The organism is Constrictibacter sp. MBR-5, from assembly GCF_040549485.1.
Classification (GTDB): Bacteria; Pseudomonadota; Alphaproteobacteria; order JAJUGE01; family JAJUGE01; genus Constrictibacter.
This window is the reverse complement of the sequence record NZ_JBEPTK010000012.1, coordinates 143,178-159,284: the sequence shown is the minus strand read 5'-3', so window position 1 is coordinate 159,284 and position 16,107 is coordinate 143,178. Positions and strand designations below refer to the sequence as shown.

19 protein-coding genes are annotated in these 16,107 nt (G+C 70.0%); 9 read left to right on the top strand and 10 right to left on the bottom strand.

The genetic code is table 11. The annotated features are described in order from the left end of the window. Positions 1 to 75: 75 nt before the first annotated feature. Complete coding sequence (locus tag ABIE65_RS21250; protein ID WP_354080504.1) at positions 76 to 921, bottom strand: AAA family ATPase; 846 nt, start codon at positions 919 to 921, stop codon at positions 76 to 78. Positions 922 to 1,012: 91 nt separating this feature from the next. Here ABIE65_RS21250 and ABIE65_RS21245 point away from each other — a divergent pair, with 91 nt between their 5' ends. The 4 genes from ABIE65_RS21245 to ABIE65_RS21230 all read left to right on the top strand — a co-directional run bounded on the left by ABIE65_RS21245 (position 1,013) and on the right by ABIE65_RS21230 (position 3,976). Next, positions 1,013 to 1,780 carry an SDR family NAD(P)-dependent oxidoreductase gene (locus tag ABIE65_RS21245; protein WP_354080502.1) on the top strand — a complete coding sequence of 256 codons (768 nt, stop codon included), beginning with the start codon at positions 1,013 to 1,015 and terminating at the stop codon, positions 1,778 to 1,780. A gap of 17 nt (positions 1,781 to 1,797) precedes the next feature. Further along, positions 1,798 to 2,412 (top strand): glutathione S-transferase N-terminal domain-containing protein, encoded by a 615-nt coding sequence (locus ABIE65_RS21240; RefSeq protein ID WP_354080501.1) that lies wholly within the window; start codon positions 1,798 to 1,800, stop codon positions 2,410 to 2,412. Between the two features lie 61 nt (positions 2,413 to 2,473). After that, positions 2,474 to 3,301: a hypothetical protein gene (locus ABIE65_RS21235; protein ID WP_354080500.1), complete on the top strand. Its 828-nt coding sequence runs from the start codon at positions 2,474 to 2,476 to the stop codon at positions 3,299 to 3,301. 90 nt (positions 3,302 to 3,391) lie between these two features. Further along, complete coding sequence (locus ABIE65_RS21230) at positions 3,392 to 3,976, top strand: YceI family protein (RefSeq protein WP_354080499.1); 585 nt, start codon at positions 3,392 to 3,394, stop codon at positions 3,974 to 3,976. A gap of 88 nt (positions 3,977 to 4,064) precedes the next feature. On the opposite strand, the gene ABIE65_RS21225 is transcribed toward ABIE65_RS21230, so the two are convergent. Next, positions 4,065 to 4,607 (bottom strand): hypothetical protein, encoded by a 543-nt coding sequence (locus ABIE65_RS21225; protein WP_354080498.1) that lies wholly within the window; start codon positions 4,605 to 4,607, stop codon positions 4,065 to 4,067. Positions 4,608 to 4,842: 235 nt separating this feature from the next. Between ABIE65_RS21225 and ABIE65_RS21220 the strand changes: the two genes are divergently transcribed. From ABIE65_RS21220 to hydA, 3 genes are all read left to right on the top strand, one after another. Continuing rightward, the gene (locus ABIE65_RS21220) at positions 4,843 to 5,682 is read left to right on the top strand and encodes an SDR family oxidoreductase (RefSeq protein WP_354080497.1); all 840 of its coding nucleotides are present in this window, start codon (positions 4,843 to 4,845) and stop codon (positions 5,680 to 5,682) included. Between the two features lie 21 nt (positions 5,683 to 5,703). Continuing rightward, entirely contained in the window at positions 5,704 to 6,165 is a 462-nt protein-coding gene (locus ABIE65_RS21215; RefSeq protein WP_354080495.1) for a dihydroneopterin aldolase, read from the top strand. A 61-nt stretch (positions 6,166 to 6,226) separates the two neighbouring features. Beyond that, the gene (hydA, locus tag ABIE65_RS21210) at positions 6,227 to 7,681 is read left to right on the top strand and encodes a dihydropyrimidinase (RefSeq protein WP_354080494.1); all 1,455 of its coding nucleotides are present in this window, start codon (positions 6,227 to 6,229) and stop codon (positions 7,679 to 7,681) included. A 139-nt stretch (positions 7,682 to 7,820) separates the two neighbouring features. On the opposite strand, the gene ABIE65_RS21205 is transcribed toward hydA, so the two are convergent. The 6 genes from ABIE65_RS21205 to ABIE65_RS21180 all read right to left on the bottom strand — a co-directional run bounded on the left by ABIE65_RS21205 (position 7,821) and on the right by ABIE65_RS21180 (position 11,092). Continuing rightward, on the bottom strand, positions 7,821 to 8,324 hold the full coding sequence (locus ABIE65_RS21205; protein ID WP_354080493.1) for a F0F1 ATP synthase subunit B family protein: 504 nt from the start codon (positions 8,322 to 8,324) through the stop codon (positions 7,821 to 7,823). Then, positions 8,324 to 8,920: a F0F1 ATP synthase subunit B family protein gene (locus ABIE65_RS21200; protein WP_354080492.1), complete on the bottom strand. Its 597-nt coding sequence runs from the start codon at positions 8,918 to 8,920 to the stop codon at positions 8,324 to 8,326. Before ABIE65_RS21200 ends, ABIE65_RS21205 begins: the two co-directional genes overlap by 1 nt. A 41-nt stretch (positions 8,921 to 8,961) precedes the next feature. Then, the gene (locus tag ABIE65_RS21195) at positions 8,962 to 9,195 is read right to left on the bottom strand and encodes an ATP synthase subunit C family protein (protein ID WP_354080491.1); all 234 of its coding nucleotides are present in this window, start codon (positions 9,193 to 9,195) and stop codon (positions 8,962 to 8,964) included. Between the two features lie 65 nt (positions 9,196 to 9,260). Next, a complete protein-coding gene (locus ABIE65_RS21190) occupies positions 9,261 to 9,983 on the bottom strand; it encodes a F0F1 ATP synthase subunit A (RefSeq protein WP_354080490.1) in 723 nt (240 codons plus the stop codon). A gap of 46 nt (positions 9,984 to 10,029) precedes the next feature. Continuing rightward, complete coding sequence (locus ABIE65_RS21185; RefSeq protein ID WP_354080489.1) at positions 10,030 to 10,350, bottom strand: AtpZ/AtpI family protein; 321 nt, start codon at positions 10,348 to 10,350, stop codon at positions 10,030 to 10,032. Between the two features lie 151 nt (positions 10,351 to 10,501). Continuing rightward, positions 10,502 to 11,092: an NAD(P)H-dependent oxidoreductase gene (locus ABIE65_RS21180; protein ID WP_354080488.1), complete on the bottom strand. Its 591-nt coding sequence runs from the start codon at positions 11,090 to 11,092 to the stop codon at positions 10,502 to 10,504. Positions 11,093 to 11,188: 96 nt separating this feature from the next. On the opposite strand from ABIE65_RS21180, the gene ABIE65_RS21175 reads away from it, so the two are divergent. After that, positions 11,189 to 12,418, top strand: a complete 1,230-nt coding sequence (locus ABIE65_RS21175) for an adenylate/guanylate cyclase domain-containing protein (protein ID WP_354080487.1) — start codon at positions 11,189 to 11,191, stop codon at positions 12,416 to 12,418. A 6-nt stretch (positions 12,419 to 12,424) separates the two neighbouring features. Here the strand turns inward: ABIE65_RS21175 and ABIE65_RS21170 are convergent, their stop codons facing one another. Both ABIE65_RS21170 and ABIE65_RS21165 read right to left on the bottom strand, forming a co-directional pair. After that, the gene (locus ABIE65_RS21170) at positions 12,425 to 13,909 is read right to left on the bottom strand and encodes a pyruvate kinase (RefSeq protein ID WP_354080485.1); all 1,485 of its coding nucleotides are present in this window, start codon (positions 13,907 to 13,909) and stop codon (positions 12,425 to 12,427) included. A gap of 142 nt (positions 13,910 to 14,051) precedes the next feature. Next, positions 14,052 to 15,644: a winged helix-turn-helix domain-containing tetratricopeptide repeat protein gene (locus tag ABIE65_RS21165; RefSeq protein ID WP_354080484.1), complete on the bottom strand. Its 1,593-nt coding sequence runs from the start codon at positions 15,642 to 15,644 to the stop codon at positions 14,052 to 14,054. Positions 15,645 to 15,857: 213 nt separating this feature from the next. Between ABIE65_RS21165 and ABIE65_RS21160 the strand changes: the two genes are divergently transcribed. Continuing rightward, positions 15,858 to 16,079 (top strand): tautomerase family protein, encoded by a 222-nt coding sequence (locus ABIE65_RS21160; RefSeq protein WP_354080483.1) that lies wholly within the window; start codon positions 15,858 to 15,860, stop codon positions 16,077 to 16,079. Positions 16,080 to 16,107 lie beyond the last annotated feature (28 nt).

Below are 16,107 nucleotides of genomic sequence, written 5' to 3'. Positions count from 1 at the left end.
AAAGCGGGCGGGGCGAGCCCCGCCCCTACGGTAGGCGGGTCGGCCGGGCCGGAACGGGCCCGGCCCGGACCGGCGTCAGGTGCGGCCTTCGCGCCGCGCCATGAACACCAGCCGCTCGAACAGGTGGACGTCCTGCTCGTTCTTCAGCAGGGCGCCGTAGAGCGGCGGGATCGAGGCCTTGCCGTCGCCCTTCAGCGCCTCCGGCGGGATGTCCTCGGCCATCAGAAGCTTCAGCCAGTCGAGGAGTTCCGAGGTCGACGGCTTCTTCTTGATTCCCGGCACCTCGCGGATCTGGAAGAAGACCTCCATGGCCTCCTTGATCAGCTCCTTCTTCAGGCCCGGGAAGTGGACGTCGACGATGTCCTGCATCGTCTCCTTGTCCGGGAACTTGATGAAGTGGAAGAAGCAGCGGCGCAGGAAGGCGTCCGGCAGCTCCTTCTCATTGTTCGAGGTGATGATGACGATCGGGCGCACCTTCGCCTTCACGCGCTCACCGGTCTCGTAGACGAAGAACTCCATGCGGTCGAGTTCGAGCAGCAGGTCGTTCGGGAACTCGATATCGGCCTTGTCGATCTCGTCGATCAGCAGGACCAGCTTGCCGTCGGCCGTGAAGGCCTCCCACAGCTTGCCCTTCTCGATGTAGTTGCGGATGTCGCGCACCTTCTCGTCGCCGAGCTGGCTGTCGCGCAGGCGCGAGACCGCGTCGTACTCGTAGAGGCCGTGCTGGGCCTTGGTCGTCGACTTGATGTGCCAGCTGATGATCTCGAGCCCGAGCGCACGCGCCACTTCCTCGGCCAGCATGGTCTTGCCGGTGCCGGGCTCCCCCTTGACGAGAAGGGGACGTTCCAGCGTGATGGCCGCGTTGACGGCGAGCATGAGGTCGTCGGTCGCGACGTACTTGTCCGTGCCGGTGAATTTCATGGGTGTCGGGCCGTTCTCGTTCTTGGATGAAGGACGAAGCTGCGGCACGTTACCGGCGGCGCATGGGCTAAGCAAGCGAGGTTGACCGGACATGGATCCGAAGGGTATGGCGGCGGTGGTCACCGGCGGGGCTTCCGGCCTCGGCCGGGCGACGGCGATAAAGCTGATCGAGGCGGGCGCCAAGGTGGCGCTGTTCGACCGGAATGTGGAACTCGCCGAGAAGACGGCGAAGGAGATCGGCGCGCTCGCGGTGGAGTGCGAGGTGACCAGCGAGGAGAGCGCGGTTGCCGCCTTCGCCAAGGCCCGCGATGCGCACGGCATCGCGCGCATCTGCATCAACTGCGCCGGCCTGGGCGGCTCCCGTCGCATCGTCGACAAGGAGCACAAGCCGATGGTGCTCGAGCATTTCCGGCGGGTCGTCGAGATTTGCCTGATCGGCACGTTCAACACGCTGCGGCTGGCGGCGGCCGACATGTCGACGCTGGAGCCGGTGAACGACGAGGGCCAGCGCGGCGTGGTGGTCAATACCGCGTCGGTGGCCGGCTACGAGGGCCAGATCGGCCAGTCGCCCTATGCCTCGGCCAAGGGCGGCGTGATCGGCCTGACCCTGCCGGCGGCGCGCGACCTCGCCTCCTGGGGCATCCGCGTCTGCACCATAGCACCGGGCATCTTCTACACGCCGCTGCTGATGGGCCTGCCGCAGGACACGCTCGACATGCTGGGCAAGCAGGTGCCGTTCCCCAAGCGGACGGGCCACGACTACGAATTCGGCTCGCTGGCGCTGGAGATCGTGCGCAACGACTATCTCAACGGCGAGACCATCCGCCTCGACGGCGCCATCCGCATGGGACCGCGCTGAACCAGGAGCCTGCCACGATGAAGCTGCATTATTCCAAGACCTCGCCCTATGTGCGCAAGGTGATGGTCGTCGCGACGGAGAAGGGGCTGGCCGACCGGTTCGAGAAGATCGAGGGACCGGTCACGCCGATCAGCGTCAACGACGAGGTCAACCAGGACAATCCGCTCGGCAAGGTACCCTGCCTCGTCACCGACGACGGCATGGCGCTGTTCGATTCGCGGGTGATCTGCGAGTACCTGGACAGCATCGGCAGCGGCCCCACGCTGTTCCCGGCGTCGGGTGCGGCGCGCTGGACCGCGCTGCGCCGCCAGGCGCAGGGCGACGGCCTGCTCGACGCGGCCCTGCTCGCCCGCTACGAGACGGCGATGCGGCCGGCCGACAAGCTGTGGCCGGAATGGCGGGACGGCCAGAAGGCCAAGATGGCGCGCGCGCTCGACGCCTTCGAAGCCGAAGCGGATAAGCTGGGCGACACGCTCGACATCGGCACGATCGCCGTCGCCTGTGCCCTCGGCTACATGGACTTCCGCTACGACGCCGATGGCTGGCGCAGCACGCGGCCGAAGCTGGCGGCGTGGTTCGAGACCTTCGCCAAGCGGCCGTCGATGACGTCGACCGAACCGCCGAAGGGATGAGGCGGACGGACTGCCCCGGCGGCGCGACCGCCGGGGGGGCGGACGGGGCAGCGGACGGCGCATGAACGCCCTTCTGCAGGATCCCATCGTCCGCGGCGTCGGGCTGCCCTTCGTCGCGGCGCTGATCGTCGCGCTCGCTGGGAGGATGGCGGGTGCGACGGCGTCCCGGCATGCGGCACTCGGCGTGCCGCTCGCCTTTCTGGCGACCTACATCCTGCTGCTGGGTTGGCCGCCGTTTCCGCCTGTCTCCGCCGCCCAGAAGATTTCGTACGGCGTCGCGGGGCTGGCCCTGGCGGGGCTGCTCGCCGACGGCCGTCTGGGCCGTCCCTGGGCGCTGGCGCTGGCGGGCGGTGCCGCCCTGGCGGCGGCGCTCGGCTGGCTCGCCCTGCGGCCGCTCTCGACAGGCTCGACCGCCGCCTTGACCCTCGGCGGTGCCGTGCTGGCGGGCGGCACAGCGGCGTTCCTGGCTCTGGCGCGCGAGCGGGCGCGGCCCGCCGTGGCCGGTGCCGCGCTGACGGCCGCGGCACTCGGCCTGGGCGGGATCGCGCTCACCGGCGCGTCCGCCTCCATCGCCCAGGCGGCGATCGCGCTGGCGGCCGCCGCCGGCGGCTTCGCCGTCGCCACCTGGTTCCGGCCGCTGGTGCCGTTAGGTGCCGCGGGAATAATCGGCGGGGCCGGGGCGTTGGCGTTGCTGGCGGGGCAGGCTGCCTTCTTCACGCGGCTCGACCGGACGGCGCTGGCGCTGCTCGCGGCGTCCATCCCGATGCTGCTGATCGTCGGCCGGCTGCGCGCCGGGCGCGGCCCGGGGCTGCTGGCACCGGTCGTCGCCGGTCTCGCGGCCGGCATCCCCGCGGCGGCGGCCGTCGGCTACGTCACGTTCCTGAAGTAGTCCGCCGCGAGGTATTCCGCCGTCCAGTCGTCCAAGGTGCGCCGGCCGGCGTAGCAGACCGAACGATCACATATCCGAGGAGACCGCGACATGCGTCAGAGCCTAGCGATCGCCGCCGCCTTCCTCTCGATCGGTGCCGCTGCACCGGCCGCCGCAGCCGACTTCAAGCTCGATCCCGACCACACCATGGCGGTGTTCGTGGTCAACCATCTCGGCTATTCGAACATGATCGGCCGGTTCAACGACGTCTCGGGGACCTTCAGCTTCGATCCGGCGACCCCGGAGAAGGCGAAGATCAGCATGGCGATCGACACCGCGTCGGTCGACACGGATCACAAGCGGCGCGACGACCATCTGCGCGGTCCCGACTTCTTCAACGCTCAGGAGTTCCCGCAGATGACCTTCGAGAGCACGAAGGTCGAGGTGACCGGGGAACGGACCGGCAAGGTGACCGGCGACCTGACCCTGCTGGGCGTGACCAAGCCGGTGACCCTGGACGTCACCTTCAACAAGATGGAGCCGCATCCCTTGCCGCCCTACAACAAGGTCCTGACCGCCGGCTTCTCTGTGCGCGGGACGATCAAGCGGTCGGATTTCGGCATGACCTACTTCCTGCCGGCGGTCGGCGACGAGATCCAGCTGATGCTGGAGGTCGAGGGCGCCGAGACGAAGTAGCGGCTGCCGCCCGGCTCGCCCGCAACGAAAAGGGGCCGGCGGCTGATGCCGCCGGCCCCGATTCCGAGGGCCGAAACGATGCCGCGGATCAGGCGTTGCCGCCGCGGGCGAAGCGCCGTGCGCCGCGTGCCCAGCGGTCGCGCTCCAGGCGGTCGCGCTCGACGGGGCGCGGATCGTCCGGATAAGGCACGTATTCGCCGTGGCCGCGCGACTGGCCCATGCCGGCGAGGCCGGGCGCCGGATGGCCGGGGGGGCTGCCGTGGGGCGCGGGCTGGCGCGGGGCACGGAAGTTCGCCGCCACCGGCGCACGCTGGTCGAGGTCGTCCGGGAAGAGCGTGGCCGGCGCCGTGTTGTCCCAGGCGGGCTCGGGCTGCTGCACCGGCTGGGTGCCGGCGGTGCGGCGGGCGAGAAGTTCGTTGGTGCGGCGCAGTTCGCCGATGAGCAGTTCCGTCTGCTGGCGCTGCGCGTTCTCGATGGCGTCCAGTCGCCGCTTCACACCGAAGACCGCGAACGGCAGGATGCACCACAGGATGCCCACCAGGATGATGGCGCACATCAGGGTGAAGCCGGTCCAGCTGAGATTGGAGGCGGTATTGCCGAGAACGGTGCCGAGATCCACCGCCTGGTTCATAGCGTACACTCCTGCCGAGGCCGTCCGGCCCATGATGCGATCGTAGGAGACATATTCGACACCTTCTTGTAAAGGCGGATTTAATGCGATTGGTAAACGGCCGGTTAGGACTGTCGGCGCCGCAGTTTCGCCGCACCGGGAGGATAGATTTGCAGTTGCGACGACTTTGGACCCGGCGCCGATTCGGAGGCTGGATGAGTGTGGGCACGACGCGCGGGCAGGGGGCCGCCGCCCGGTGACGGCACGGGCGGCACTGGTCACCGGCGCCGGCCGGCGAGTCGGCCGGGCGATCGCCGAGGCGCTCGCGGCCGACGGATGGTTCGTCTGCGTCCACTACAATGGATCCGGCGACGAGGCCGAATCGCTCGTCCGGTCGTTGCGCGCGCGGGGCGCGTCGGCGGCCGCGCTTCAGGCCGACCTCGGCGACACCGCGGCGACGGAAGGCCTGATCGACGCGGCCGCCGCGGCCGCCGGCGGCCTCGGCTGTCTGGTCAACAACGCGTCCCTGTTCGAGTACGACGATCCCGCCGCGATGACCGCCGGGTCCTGGGACCGCAACATGGCGGTGAACCTGCGGGCACCGGCACTGCTGTCGCGCGACTTCGCCCGCCTGCTCGCCGACGGGGCGGGGGATGATGCGAGGGGATGCATCGTCAACCTGCTCGACCAGAAGCTCTGGAACCTGAACCCCGACTTCCTCTCCTACACCGTGGCCAAGGCGGGGCTGCAGGCGCTGACCGAGATGCTGGCCATGGCGCTGGCGCCGCGCATCCGGGTCTGCGGCATCGCGCCCGGCCTGCTGCTGCCGAGCGGCAAGATGACCCAGGAGGGCTTCGAGCGGGCCCACACGCGCACGCCGCTCGGCTATGGCCCGTCGGTGCCGGAGATCGTGGCGGCGCTGCGCCTGATCCTGGCGACGCCGAGCCTGACCGGGCAGACGCTGATCGTCGACGCCGGCGAGAGCCTGCAGCGGCGGGCGAAGGACGTGCAGTTCGATGGCTGGCCGCCGGATCCGGCGGCGGGCCACGCGGCGCCCGGCGGAACGCCCGGGAGCGGGCCGACGGAAGGCGTGTGATTCGAATGCCGCGTGATTCCAATGTCTCGTGAGTCGGGGGCCGGCCTGGCGTCCGACGCCCTGCGGCAGCTCCTGCTGCTGGCGGGCCTGAGACGCATCTTCCTGCACCGCTACGCGCTGAGCTGCTCGATCGGCATCCACGCCTTCGAGCGGCGCGGGCCGCAGCGCCTGTTCGTCGACATCGACCTCTACGTGCGGCCGCGGCCGGCCGGCGACGCCGACGCCATCGATACGGTCCTGGACTACGACTTCCTGCGCGCCGAGATCGCGGAACTGGCCGCCTCGCGCCATTTCGAGCTGCAGGAGACACTGCTGGAGGCGATAGCCGGCATATGCCTTGCAAAGCCGCAGGTGCTCGCCGCGCGCGTCTCGACGGAAAAGCCGGACGTCTATCCGGACTGCGCGGCGGTCGGCGTCGAACTGTTCGTGGCCCGGGATGACCTCGGGCTGCCGGCGGCGCTATTCTCCAACGGTCCCGGCTGAAATCTCCCGGCGAAGCGCCCGCCACCCCGCGGGCCCGGGCCATACGAAGGCGGAAAGCGCTATGAGCATGTACGATCTGGTGATCCGTAACGGCACGGTCGCGACGGCCGACGCCGTGGTGAAGTGCGACATCGGCGTCAGCGGCGGACGGGTCGTCGCCCTGGCGCGCGACCTGGGCAAGGGCGAGCGCGAGGTGGACGCCACGGGGCGCATCGTCATGCCGGGCGGCGTCGACAGCCACTGCCACATCGAGCAGCGCAGTTCGTCCACCGAGTCGCAGAACGCCGACACCTGGTTCAGCGGCACGACCTCGGCGGCCTGCGGCGGCACCACGACGGTCATCGCCTTCTCGCCGACGCGCAAGGGCGGCACCGTCGCCAAGGAGGCGGCGGCCTATCACGAGCTGGCGAAGAAGGCCGTCATCGACTACGGCCTGCACATCATCGTCAACGACGCCAACGACGCGGTGATGGCCGAACTGCCCGGCCTGATCGAGCAGGGCCATCGCTCGATCAAGATGTTCATGACCTACGACAGCAACTTCGTCGACGACGCGGCGGTGCTGAAGGTCCTGGCGACGGCGCGCGAGCACGAGGCCTTCGTCTGCGTCCACGCCGAGAACCACGAGGCGATCAAGTGGATGACGGCGCGGCTGCTCGAGGCCGGCCTCAAGGATGCCAAGTACCACGCCTGGGCGAAGCCGCCGGTGGTGGAGCGCGAGGCGACGCACCGCATCATCGCGCTCGCCGAAATGCTCGACCAGCCGATCCAGGTGTTCCACGTGACCTGCGGCGAGGCAGCCGAGGAGATTCACCGTGCCCAGCAGCGCGGCCTGAAGGTGTGGGGCGAGACCTGCCCGCAATATCTGGTGCTGACCGCCGACGACATGGACCGGCCGGACTTCGAGGGCGCCAAATATGTGTGCAGTCCGGCGCCCCGGACGGTGGCCGAGCAGGAGGCCCTCTGGGGCTACCTGAAGACCGGCGTGCTGGACGTGATCACGTCGGACCACGCGCCCTATAATTTCAAGGGCCCGGCGAGCAAGTCCGCCGGCGGCACCGACGTGCCCTTCACCAAGATCCCGAACGGCCTGCCGGGCGTGGAGACGCGCCTGCCGGTGGTCTTCTCCGAGGGCGTGTCGAAGGGGCGGATCGACCTGCAGACCTTCGTTGCGCTGACCTCGGCCAACTCGGCCAAGCTGTTCGGCCTCTTCCCGAAGAAGGGCACGATCGCCGTCGGCTCCGACGCCGACTTCGCGATCTGGGATCCCGAGCGCGAGGTGACGATCACCCACGACCTGCTCCACTCGGCGACGGACTACACGCCGTATGAGGGCTTCAAGGTGAAGGGCTGGCCGGTGATGACCTTCAGCCGCGGCCGGCTGGTCTGCGAGGAGTTCGAGGCGAAGACCGAGGAGGGCTGGGGCCAGTTCCTGCCGCGCGGTCCCTATCCCTACGTCAAGCCGAACGGCCGGTTCACCACGCCGTTCGACCCGATCGCGAAGAAGGTCGGCTGAGCCGCAGGTCGGTCGAGACGTCGGCGGGGCGGCCCAAGCCGTCCCGTCGTCTCTGCTCCGGACCGGACAGCAAAAACCCCCGCAGCGGCTGCTGCGGGGGTTTTCGTTCGGCTGCCGGACCGTCGGCGGAAGCGGACCCTTAGTGGAAGCGCTTGGGCAGGTCCGCCACGGAGCGGTCGATCAGCGCATCGCCGTTCGGTCCGGAGAGGTCCTCGGCGATGACCTTGCGGGCGGCGGCGATGGCGATGTCGCCCGCCTGGCGGCGAACCTCGCGGACGGCGTCCGCTTCGGCCTGGGCAATCTTCTCGAGCGCCTGCTCGCGGCGCCGTGCCAGCATGCCCTCGACCGCCTCGGCGGCGGCGGTGCGATGCCGCTCGGCCTCGCGGCGGGCGTGCGCCACGATCTCCTCGGCCTCGCGCGCGGCGTCGCGCTGCTGCTTGCGGATCTCGGCGAGGCGCGTCTGCGCCTCCTCGCGCAGCGCCCGCGCCTCCTCGATCTGGTTGCGGATCGTCGTCGCGCGGTTGTCGAGGATGCCGCCGACGACGGCCCCGACCTTGCGGGCGACCGCCAGGACGAAGATGACGAAGGCGACGAGGACCCAGAACTCGACGCTCTCGTAGAAGGGGATGTCGTGCTCTGCCATCAGCGACGCTCCTGCATGGCCGAGTCGACCGCCGTCTCGATGCGGCCGTGGTCCGCCGCGTCGCCCGTCAGTCGCGCCGTCACGGACTCTGCGACCTCGATGGCGACGGTGCGGAGATCCTGGAGAGCGGCCTGCTTCGCCGCGGCGATACGCGACTCGGCAGCCTCGCCCTGTGCGGCGATCTCGGCGGCGACGGCGGCCTGGGCCTCGGCATTCGCCTGGGCCAAGCCGGCTTCCATCTCCCGCAGGAGCATGACGGCGTCGGTCCGGGCGTCGGCGAGCGCCTTCTCATACTGAGCGTGGGCCGCCTCGGCCTCGGCATTCAGCTGGGCGGCCTTGTCGAGATCCTCGCCGATCCGCTCGCCCCGCTCCTCGATGACGGCGGCGACGCGCGGCAGCGCGACCTTCGACATCAGGATGTAGAGCGTGACGAAGGCGACCGCGCCCCAGAAGAGCTGGGTCGGGAAGGTCTCGGGGTTCAGCTGCGGCAGCCCGCCACCGCCGGCCGGTTCGGCGGCGTGGGCGGCGCCGAGGCCGAAGGCTATGCCTCCGGCCAGGAGCGCCGACGGCACGCGCCGCGCAAGTTGCTTGATCACGGGAAGTATCCCCATCGCCGCGGAGCCTCCGCGGGCGCCGATCAGGTGAACAGGATGAGGAACGCGATCAGCAGCGCGAACAGCGCGATGGCTTCCGTCAGCGCGAAGCCCAGAATGCCGATGCCGAAGACCTGGTCGCGGGCGGCCGGGTTGCGGGCGATCGCGGTGATCAGGTTGGAGAAGATGTTGCCGACGCCGATGCCGACGCCCCACAGCGCGAGCACGGCGATGCCGGCACCGATCATCTTCGCGGCCTGGACGATTTCGAGTTCCATGGATGACTTCCTTCAGTATCAGCGTTCTGGAGAGATGAAGCCCGCCCGCCTCGGGGCGGCCCGGCTCAGTGCAGATGGACCGCGTCGTGCAGGTAGAGGCAGGTGAGGATGGTGAAGACGTACGCCTGAAGCACGGCCACCAGGAATTCGAAGCCGGTGAGTGCCACGTTGACGATCAGGGGCGCGATGCCGAGGAAGCCCAGCATCACGGTGAACATCGCGAACACCTTCAGCATCGTGTGTCCGGCCATCATGTTGGCGAACAGACGGACGGAGAGGCTGATCGGGCGCGACAGGTAGGAGATCAGTTCGATCGGTATGATGATCGGCGCTAGCGCCATGGGCACGCCCTTGGGCATGAACAGGCTGAAGAAGTGCAGCCCGTGCCGCGCCAGACCGATGACCGTCACGGCGATGAACACCGTCATCGCCAGGCCGAACGTCACGATGATGTGGCTGGTGAAGGTGAAGCTGTACGGGATCATGCCAAGCAGATTGCCGAACAGCACGAACATGAACAGGCTGAAGACGAACGGAAAATACTTCCGGCCTTCCTTGCCCACATTGTCGCGCACCATGTGCGCGATGAACTCGTAGGTCATCTCGGTGGCGGCCTGCCAGCGGCCGGGGACCGCGGCGCGGCGCTGCATGCCGCCGACGATGAATGCCGTCGCGCCGGCGACGGCGATCGCCATCCACAGCGCGGAATTCGTGAACGACAGATCGAGACCGGCGACCTCGATGGGCACGATCGGCTTGATCTGAAACTGTTCCAGCGGTCCGGCCACGCCTGCGCCACCCTCTTGCATCGTTAGGCCGGAGACCGGCCCGAATTCATCCGTCGCCGGACGAGCGCCCGATTTTGTCGACGGTCCGCCAGACATTCATCACGCCGGCGCCCGCGCCGAGCATGAAGAACAGTATGAACAGCCACGGCGTCGTTCCCAGCCAGCTGTCGAGCAGCCAACCGATCCCGATGCCGACGATCAGCGCGGCCACGAGTTCCACGCCGATCCGGAAGGCGAGCCCGAGAGCCCGCCCGCGCGGCGCACGATCGGGGCCCACATGCGAATGCGGACCCTCCCGACGCGCCTGCGCCGCCTTGAGCCGTTCCGCGAAGCGATCCGATGAAGGCGGACCTTGGTCTTCAGACATCGGTGCCGCCTGCCGAAACCCTTGAAAACTCTAGGCCCCGCGCCGAAAGCGCGCGCACCTTACGGAGGCCCCCCCGAGGTGTCAAGAGAGCAGGGCCGGTGCGACGCCGCACCGCATGGTCGCGACGCGGCACCACACAGGCAATACCCTATCATGCCGCACGCCGTCCCGCCTCCCGCATCTGCGCCAGCCAGTGCTGCCGGCGCGCGGGGGCCGCCGCCTCGACGCTGCCGAACAGGGTGCGCCGCATCGGACGGATGCCGGTGAAGCCCAGTATGCTGCGTTGGAGTGCCCAGAGGGCATGCGACCCATAGACCCACCGGTAGAGCAGGGCGGGCATGCCCATCGTCACGATGGCGTGCGCGCTGCGGCCGGCGAGCCGCTTCTTCGGAAAGCTGCCCTTGCCGTAGTCGAAGGCGAAGCCGGGGCGCAGCACCTGCTCCAGGAACCCCTTGAGCAGGGCCGGCGGTTCGCCGAGCCACAGCGGGAAGACGATCACGACATGCTGCGCCCAGGCGATCGCGGCCTGGGCCTCGACCAGCGCTTCCGGCACCGCCCCGGTTTCGAAATCGGCCTTCGACCGCAGCAGCGGGAAGTCCAGTTCCGCCACGCCGACCCGCCGCACCGTATGGCCGGCGCCGGCGGCGCCCTCGGCATAGGCGTCGGCCAGGGCATGGCACAGCCGGCCGCCGGCGGGGTCGGGGTGGCCCTGGAGGATCAGGATGCGGCGCGGCGCGGACATGGGGCGATCATACCGCGAAACGGCATCGAACGGTGCGGTCGCGAGATTCGCTCAGCGGTATTCGCTTCGTCGGTGTCGCGGGGCAGAATGACGGTCATGGAAGAATGTGACCTGCAGGACATCACGGCCTGGCTGATCCGCCAGGGGCTGGCCGGCGTTCCCGAGACGATGCTCCTGCAGGGCTTCTGCGACCGGTGCCGGGCGCTGGGCGTGCCGGTGGACCGCGCGGTGGTGCTGATCGATACGCTGCACCCGGTGCACGAGGGCGACGCCTTCTTCTGGCGCAGCGACGGCCAGGAGCGCGAGCCGACCCAGTACGGCCGGACGGATCGGGGCGAAGCGGCGGCCAACTGGCGCCGCACGGCGTTTTTCAAGCTGCTCGAGGAGGGCGGGGAGGACCTGCGCGTCCGCCTCGACGGCGACGTCGTGCCGGATCTGTTCCTGCTCGAGGATTTCGCCGCCGAGGGCCAGACGGATTACTTTGCGTGCGTCCACCGCTTCGCGCAGGGCGCGGACCGGCCGGCGGCCGGTGCCATCGGCGAGATGGACTGCGTCTATTCGCACTGGACGACGGAACGGCCCGGCGGCTTCGCCGACGGCGATCTGGCGGCGCTGCGCCGGCTGGTGCCGCCGCTGGCGCTGGCGGTGAAGGCGACGGCGCTCGGGCGGGTCGCGGCGAACCTGGCCGAGGTCTATCTGGGCAACGACGCGGCGCGGCGCGTGCTGAGCGGGCGGATCGAGCGCGGCGTACCGGAGCGTATCGGCGCGGTGCTCTGGTTCTCCGACCTGCGCGGCTACACGACCATCAGCGACACCGCCCCGCCGGAAGCGATCATCCCGCTCCTGAACGACTATGCGGACGCCGTCGTGACCGCCATCCACGAGGCGAGCGGCGACGTACTGAAGCTGATCGGCGACGCCGTCCTGGCCGTCTTCCACGGCGACGACGCGGCGGACGGCTGCCGGCGCGCGCTGCGGGCGGAGGCGGCGATGCGCGCCAAGGTGGCCGACCTGAACGCGCGCCGCGCGGCGGCGGGAGAGCCGGTGACCGGCGTCTATCTGGGCCTGCACCTGGGCGAGGTGCTCTACGGCAACATCGGCAGCCAATACCGGCTGGACTTCACGGTCGTCGGGCCGGCGGTGAACGAGGTCGCCCGCATCGCCTCGATGTGCCGCTCGGTCGACCGCGCGCTCCTGGTGTCGCAGGATTTTCGGGCGGCCACCCCGGTGCCGGAATGCGAGACGCTGGTCAACGTCGGCCGCTTCGCCCTGCGCGGCGTCGGGCGGGCGCAGGAACTGTTCACCCTGGATCCCGCGCTCGGCTAGCGCGGTTCACCAGGACCGCAGCGCGCGCAGGCGGGTGGTCTTCTTGAACTGGTGCTCGCCCATCCGGAGCATCAGGCCGTCCAGGAGATGGAGGGCGCGGGCGGCGAACGGGCCCTTGTTCAGCATGATGCATTCGGCGCGCGCCGCCATGGCGGCGTCGGTCATCTCGCCGCGCGAGGGCACGCCCTTCTTCACATATCCCTCCAGCACCTGGGTCGCCCAGATCACCGGGATCTGCGCCGCCTCGCAGAGCCAGAGCATCTCCTCCTGCATCTCCGCCATGCGCTCGAAGCCGAGTTCGACGGCGAGGTCGCCGCGGGCGATCATCACGCCGAAGGGCTGTCGTCCCGCGGCGGCGACGATGATCTCCGGCAGCCGCCGCACGCCCTGGCGCGTCTCGATCTTCGCGACCAGGCCGAGGCGCTGCCAGTCGTCGGGCCGGTGCCGGGCGAGTTCCGTCTGGAGCAGGCGCACGTCGGCGGCCGATTGGACGAAGGAATAGCCGATCATGTCGGCGTGGCGGGCGGCGAAGGCGAGGTCCTCGCGGTCCTTGTCGGTCAGGGCGGAGACGGCGATGTCGGTGCCGGGAAAGTTGACGCCCTTCTCCGGCCGCACGCGGAAGCCCTTCGGCCGCACGTGGCGGACGCGCAGCACCGCATCGTCGCCGTCGCGCTGCTCCACCGTGCAGCCGAGCTTGCCGTCGTCGAACCAGACCTCGGCGCCGTCCGCGACGGCGGCCACGGCCTCCGGGATGCCGATGCGGATCTGCACCGGCCATTCGGTGACGGGACGGAAGGCATTGCGGACCAGGAGGAGCGCGTCGCCCTCGAACACCCGGTCGCCGTCGGGGCGGGTCTGCACCTCCTCGATCCGCGCCTTGGGGCCGGCGACGTCCATCAGGATCCCGACGTGACGGCCGTCGGCGGCCGCGGCGGCGCGGATCGCGCCGATCGCCTCGGCCCAGGCCGCCGCATCGTCGTGCGCGCAGTTGATCCGGGCGACGTCCATGCCGTTGCGCACGCAGCCGGGCAGGAAGTCGGGATCGCTCGCCGCGTTGGCGGGCATCGTCACCATCAGCCTGCCGCGCCGGCCCGGCGGCGGCGGGCCGAACAGCGCGTCCGTGGCGGCGGCGAGCCGCGTCTCCCCCTCGGCATAGGCGTCGGCGTCGAGGAAGCCGTGCTCAGCGACGCCTTGGCCGGCCAGCGCCGTCAGCGCGCCGGCGACGGCGTCGAGGTTAGTGAGGACGCGCCCCTCGAGCCGGCCGAGCGACGATAGGCCGAACGGCGCCAGCGCACGCTGGAGCGGCCTGAGATCGCGATGCCGCAGGGCGATGTAGCAGGCGAGATTGTGGGCGCTCGGCAGGAATTCCTCGCGCTGGATCGCGGCGCGCCAGGGAGCGCAGGCCGCGTCCGCCTCGGCGGCGACCTCCCGCCGCAGCGCGCGGATCTCGGCGAGGAGGGCGGCGGCGCGGGTTCGCGTATCGGACGGCATGCGGGCGATCCTGCCTTGCGGGAGCGGCGTGGCGCATGGTCTAGCGGGGCGGCGTTACACCTTCGTGGCGCCATAGTGTCATAGTGTACGGCCCATGGCGTGCAGTCCGTGGCTTCCCGTCGGCGGCGTCCGGGGAAGGCGATCACTCGCGCAGCCCGGCCTTCCGCAGGCCGTCCAGGATGTGTTCGGCATCCGCGGGTGCGGCGTTCCACTTGCGCAGTTCGGCGGTGGCGGCGAAGTCCGGCTTCAGGGCGTAGAGACGCCGAAGCGCCGCCGCGGCGTCCGGACGGCCGAGCTGGCCCAGTGCCGCCGCTTGCAGGAGATGCGTCCAGTAGAACTCCGGCATGGCGATCCGCTCGACGTCGGCCAGCACCTCGTCATACGCCCGCTCGCCATAGTGCCGGCGCGCGAAGCTGAAATGATACCAGCCCGGATGCAGCGGGTTCAGCGCCTGCGCGCGGCGGGATAGGGCGACGCCGCGGTCGAACGCGCCGAGGAAGGCGAGATAGTGGCCGATGTCGGCGAGCGTCTCCGGATCGTTCGGATTGAGGGCGATGGCACGCTGCGCCTCCGCCTCGAACTTCTCGTTCTCGCCGCGAAAGAAATGCACGATCGCCAACCAGCACCGGGCGTAGGCGTTCTGCGGATCCAGCCGCGTCGCCGCCTCGGCCATCGTCAGCGCCCGCGCCACCGGGTCCGGGCGCGGGTTCGTCCCGAAGCGATGCTCGGCGAGATAGACGTTGGCGAGGAGGGCGTGCGCGTCGGCGCTGGCCGGGTCGAGTGCGACCGCCTTCTCCAGCAGGTCGCGCGCCTCGGCATGCGCCTCGCGCGTCAGCGAGGCGGTGTAGCGGCGCGCGCGCAGGACGCAGTCGTAGGCATCGAGTTCGGCGAGGCTCTTTCTCAGGGCGCGCTGCAGCCCGGCATCCTGGATCCTGACGCCCAGGGTCGCCGCGATGGTGCGCGTGACGTCGTCCTGGACGGCGAAGAGGTCTGCCATCTCGCGGTCGTAGTGGTCGGCCCACAGGTGCAGGCCGGTACCGGCGTCGATCAGCCGGGCGGTGACGCGCACGCGGCCGCCGGCCCGTCGGACACTGCCCTGGACGACATAGCCGGCGCCCAGTTCGGCGCTGAGCTCCCGCAGATCGATCCGGCGTCCCTTGAAGCGGAAGGTGGAGGTGCGGGCGATGACCAGCAGGTCGCGAAAACGCGACAGGTTGGTGATGATGTCCTCGGTCAGGCCGTCGGCGAAATAGGCGTCGACCTCGGCGCTGAGGTTGTCGAACGGCAGGACGGCGAGCACCGGCTTGGTCTGCGCCGCCGGGGAACCGGTCGGGGCGACGACGGGCGGGACGGGTGCCGAGCCGGGCGCCGGGACAGCCAGGGAACCGGCTTCGGGCCTTCCCGCAGGGTCGCGCCTGCGGACGTCGCCGACGAAGCGGAAGCCGCGGCCGTGCACCGTCCGGATCAGGCTCTGCGTGCGGCCGTCGTCGCCGATCGCCTGGCGCGCCGACTTGAGGCAGGTGGAGATCGTCGCCTCGGTTACGGCGCGGCCGCCCCAGATCGCCTCGACGATCTCGTCGCGGCTGACCATCCGGTCGTTGTGGCGCAGCAGGAAGTGCAGCAGGTCGAAAACCTGCGGCTCGACCTTGTAGGGTCGGCCGTCCTGCCGGAGCTCGTAGAGCTCCGTGTCGAGTTCCCTGTCGCCGAACGCGAAGATCATCGAGGTCCGCACCATTCGCCCCTCGGGGGCCGCCCGCAGGACGCCACGCAGACGTCTCCGGGTGCCCGGGCCGATCATAGCCGTTCGGGCGTATCGCGCGGCGCTCGATTTTTCAGGCGATCCTCAGGAATTTCTCAGCGCGCCGTCAAGCCCGGCGCCGGGCGTGGTGGCAGGATCGCTCACAGGCCGCGGGGCGGACCCGCGACGACGACCGAGAAGGAGCACGTCATGCCGCTCGTCGACATTCAGCTGATCGAAGGCGTTTTCACGGCCGACCAGAAGAAGAGCATGATCGAGAAGGTGACCGACGTCATGGTCGGGATCGAGGGCGAGGCGATGCGCGGCGTCACCTGGGTCCGGGTGATGGAGGTGCCCAGCGGCGCCTGGGGCATCGGCGGCAAGGGCCTGACCGCCGAGGACGTGAAGGCGCTTCAGGCGTCCGGCGCCTGACCGCGGCATCGTCCGCGCCGGGAGGAAC

Bases quoted from the DNA above. Each gene is read 5' to 3' on its own strand.
- ABIE65_RS21250 (WP_354080504.1), bottom strand. From the start codon at position 921: ATGAAATTCACCGGCACGGACAAGTACGTCGCGACCGACGACCTCATG.
- ABIE65_RS21245 (WP_354080502.1), top strand. From the start codon at position 1,013: ATGGATCCGAAGGGTATGGCGGCGGTGGTCACCGGCGGGGCTTCCGGC.
- ABIE65_RS21240 (WP_354080501.1), top strand. From the start codon at position 1,798: ATGAAGCTGCATTATTCCAAGACCTCGCCCTATGTGCGCAAGGTGATG.
- ABIE65_RS21235 (WP_354080500.1), top strand. From the start codon at position 2,474: ATGAACGCCCTTCTGCAGGATCCCATCGTCCGCGGCGTCGGGCTGCCC.
- ABIE65_RS21230 (WP_354080499.1), top strand. From the start codon at position 3,392: ATGCGTCAGAGCCTAGCGATCGCCGCCGCCTTCCTCTCGATCGGTGCC.
- ABIE65_RS21225 (WP_354080498.1), bottom strand. From the start codon at position 4,607: ATGAACCAGGCGGTGGATCTCGGCACCGTTCTCGGCAATACCGCCTCC.
- ABIE65_RS21215 (WP_354080495.1), top strand. From the start codon at position 5,704: ATGTCTCGTGAGTCGGGGGCCGGCCTGGCGTCCGACGCCCTGCGGCAG.
- hydA (WP_354080494.1), top strand. From the start codon at position 6,227: ATGAGCATGTACGATCTGGTGATCCGTAACGGCACGGTCGCGACGGCC.
- ABIE65_RS21205 (WP_354080493.1), bottom strand. From the start codon at position 8,324: ATGGCAGAGCACGACATCCCCTTCTACGAGAGCGTCGAGTTCTGGGTC.
- ABIE65_RS21195 (WP_354080491.1), bottom strand. From the start codon at position 9,195: ATGGAACTCGAAATCGTCCAGGCCGCGAAGATGATCGGTGCCGGCATC.
- ABIE65_RS21185 (WP_354080489.1), bottom strand. From the start codon at position 10,350: ATGTCTGAAGACCAAGGTCCGCCTTCATCGGATCGCTTCGCGGAACGG.
- ABIE65_RS21180 (WP_354080488.1), bottom strand. From the start codon at position 11,092: ATGTCCGCGCCGCGCCGCATCCTGATCCTCCAGGGCCACCCCGACCCC.
- ABIE65_RS21175 (WP_354080487.1), top strand. From the start codon at position 11,189: ATGGAAGAATGTGACCTGCAGGACATCACGGCCTGGCTGATCCGCCAG.
- ABIE65_RS21170 (WP_354080485.1), bottom strand. From the start codon at position 13,909: ATGCCGTCCGATACGCGAACCCGCGCCGCCGCCCTCCTCGCCGAGATC.
- ABIE65_RS21165 (WP_354080484.1), bottom strand. From the start codon at position 15,644: ATGGTGCGGACCTCGATGATCTTCGCGTTCGGCGACAGGGAACTCGAC.
- ABIE65_RS21160 (WP_354080483.1), top strand. From the start codon at position 15,858: ATGCCGCTCGTCGACATTCAGCTGATCGAAGGCGTTTTCACGGCCGAC.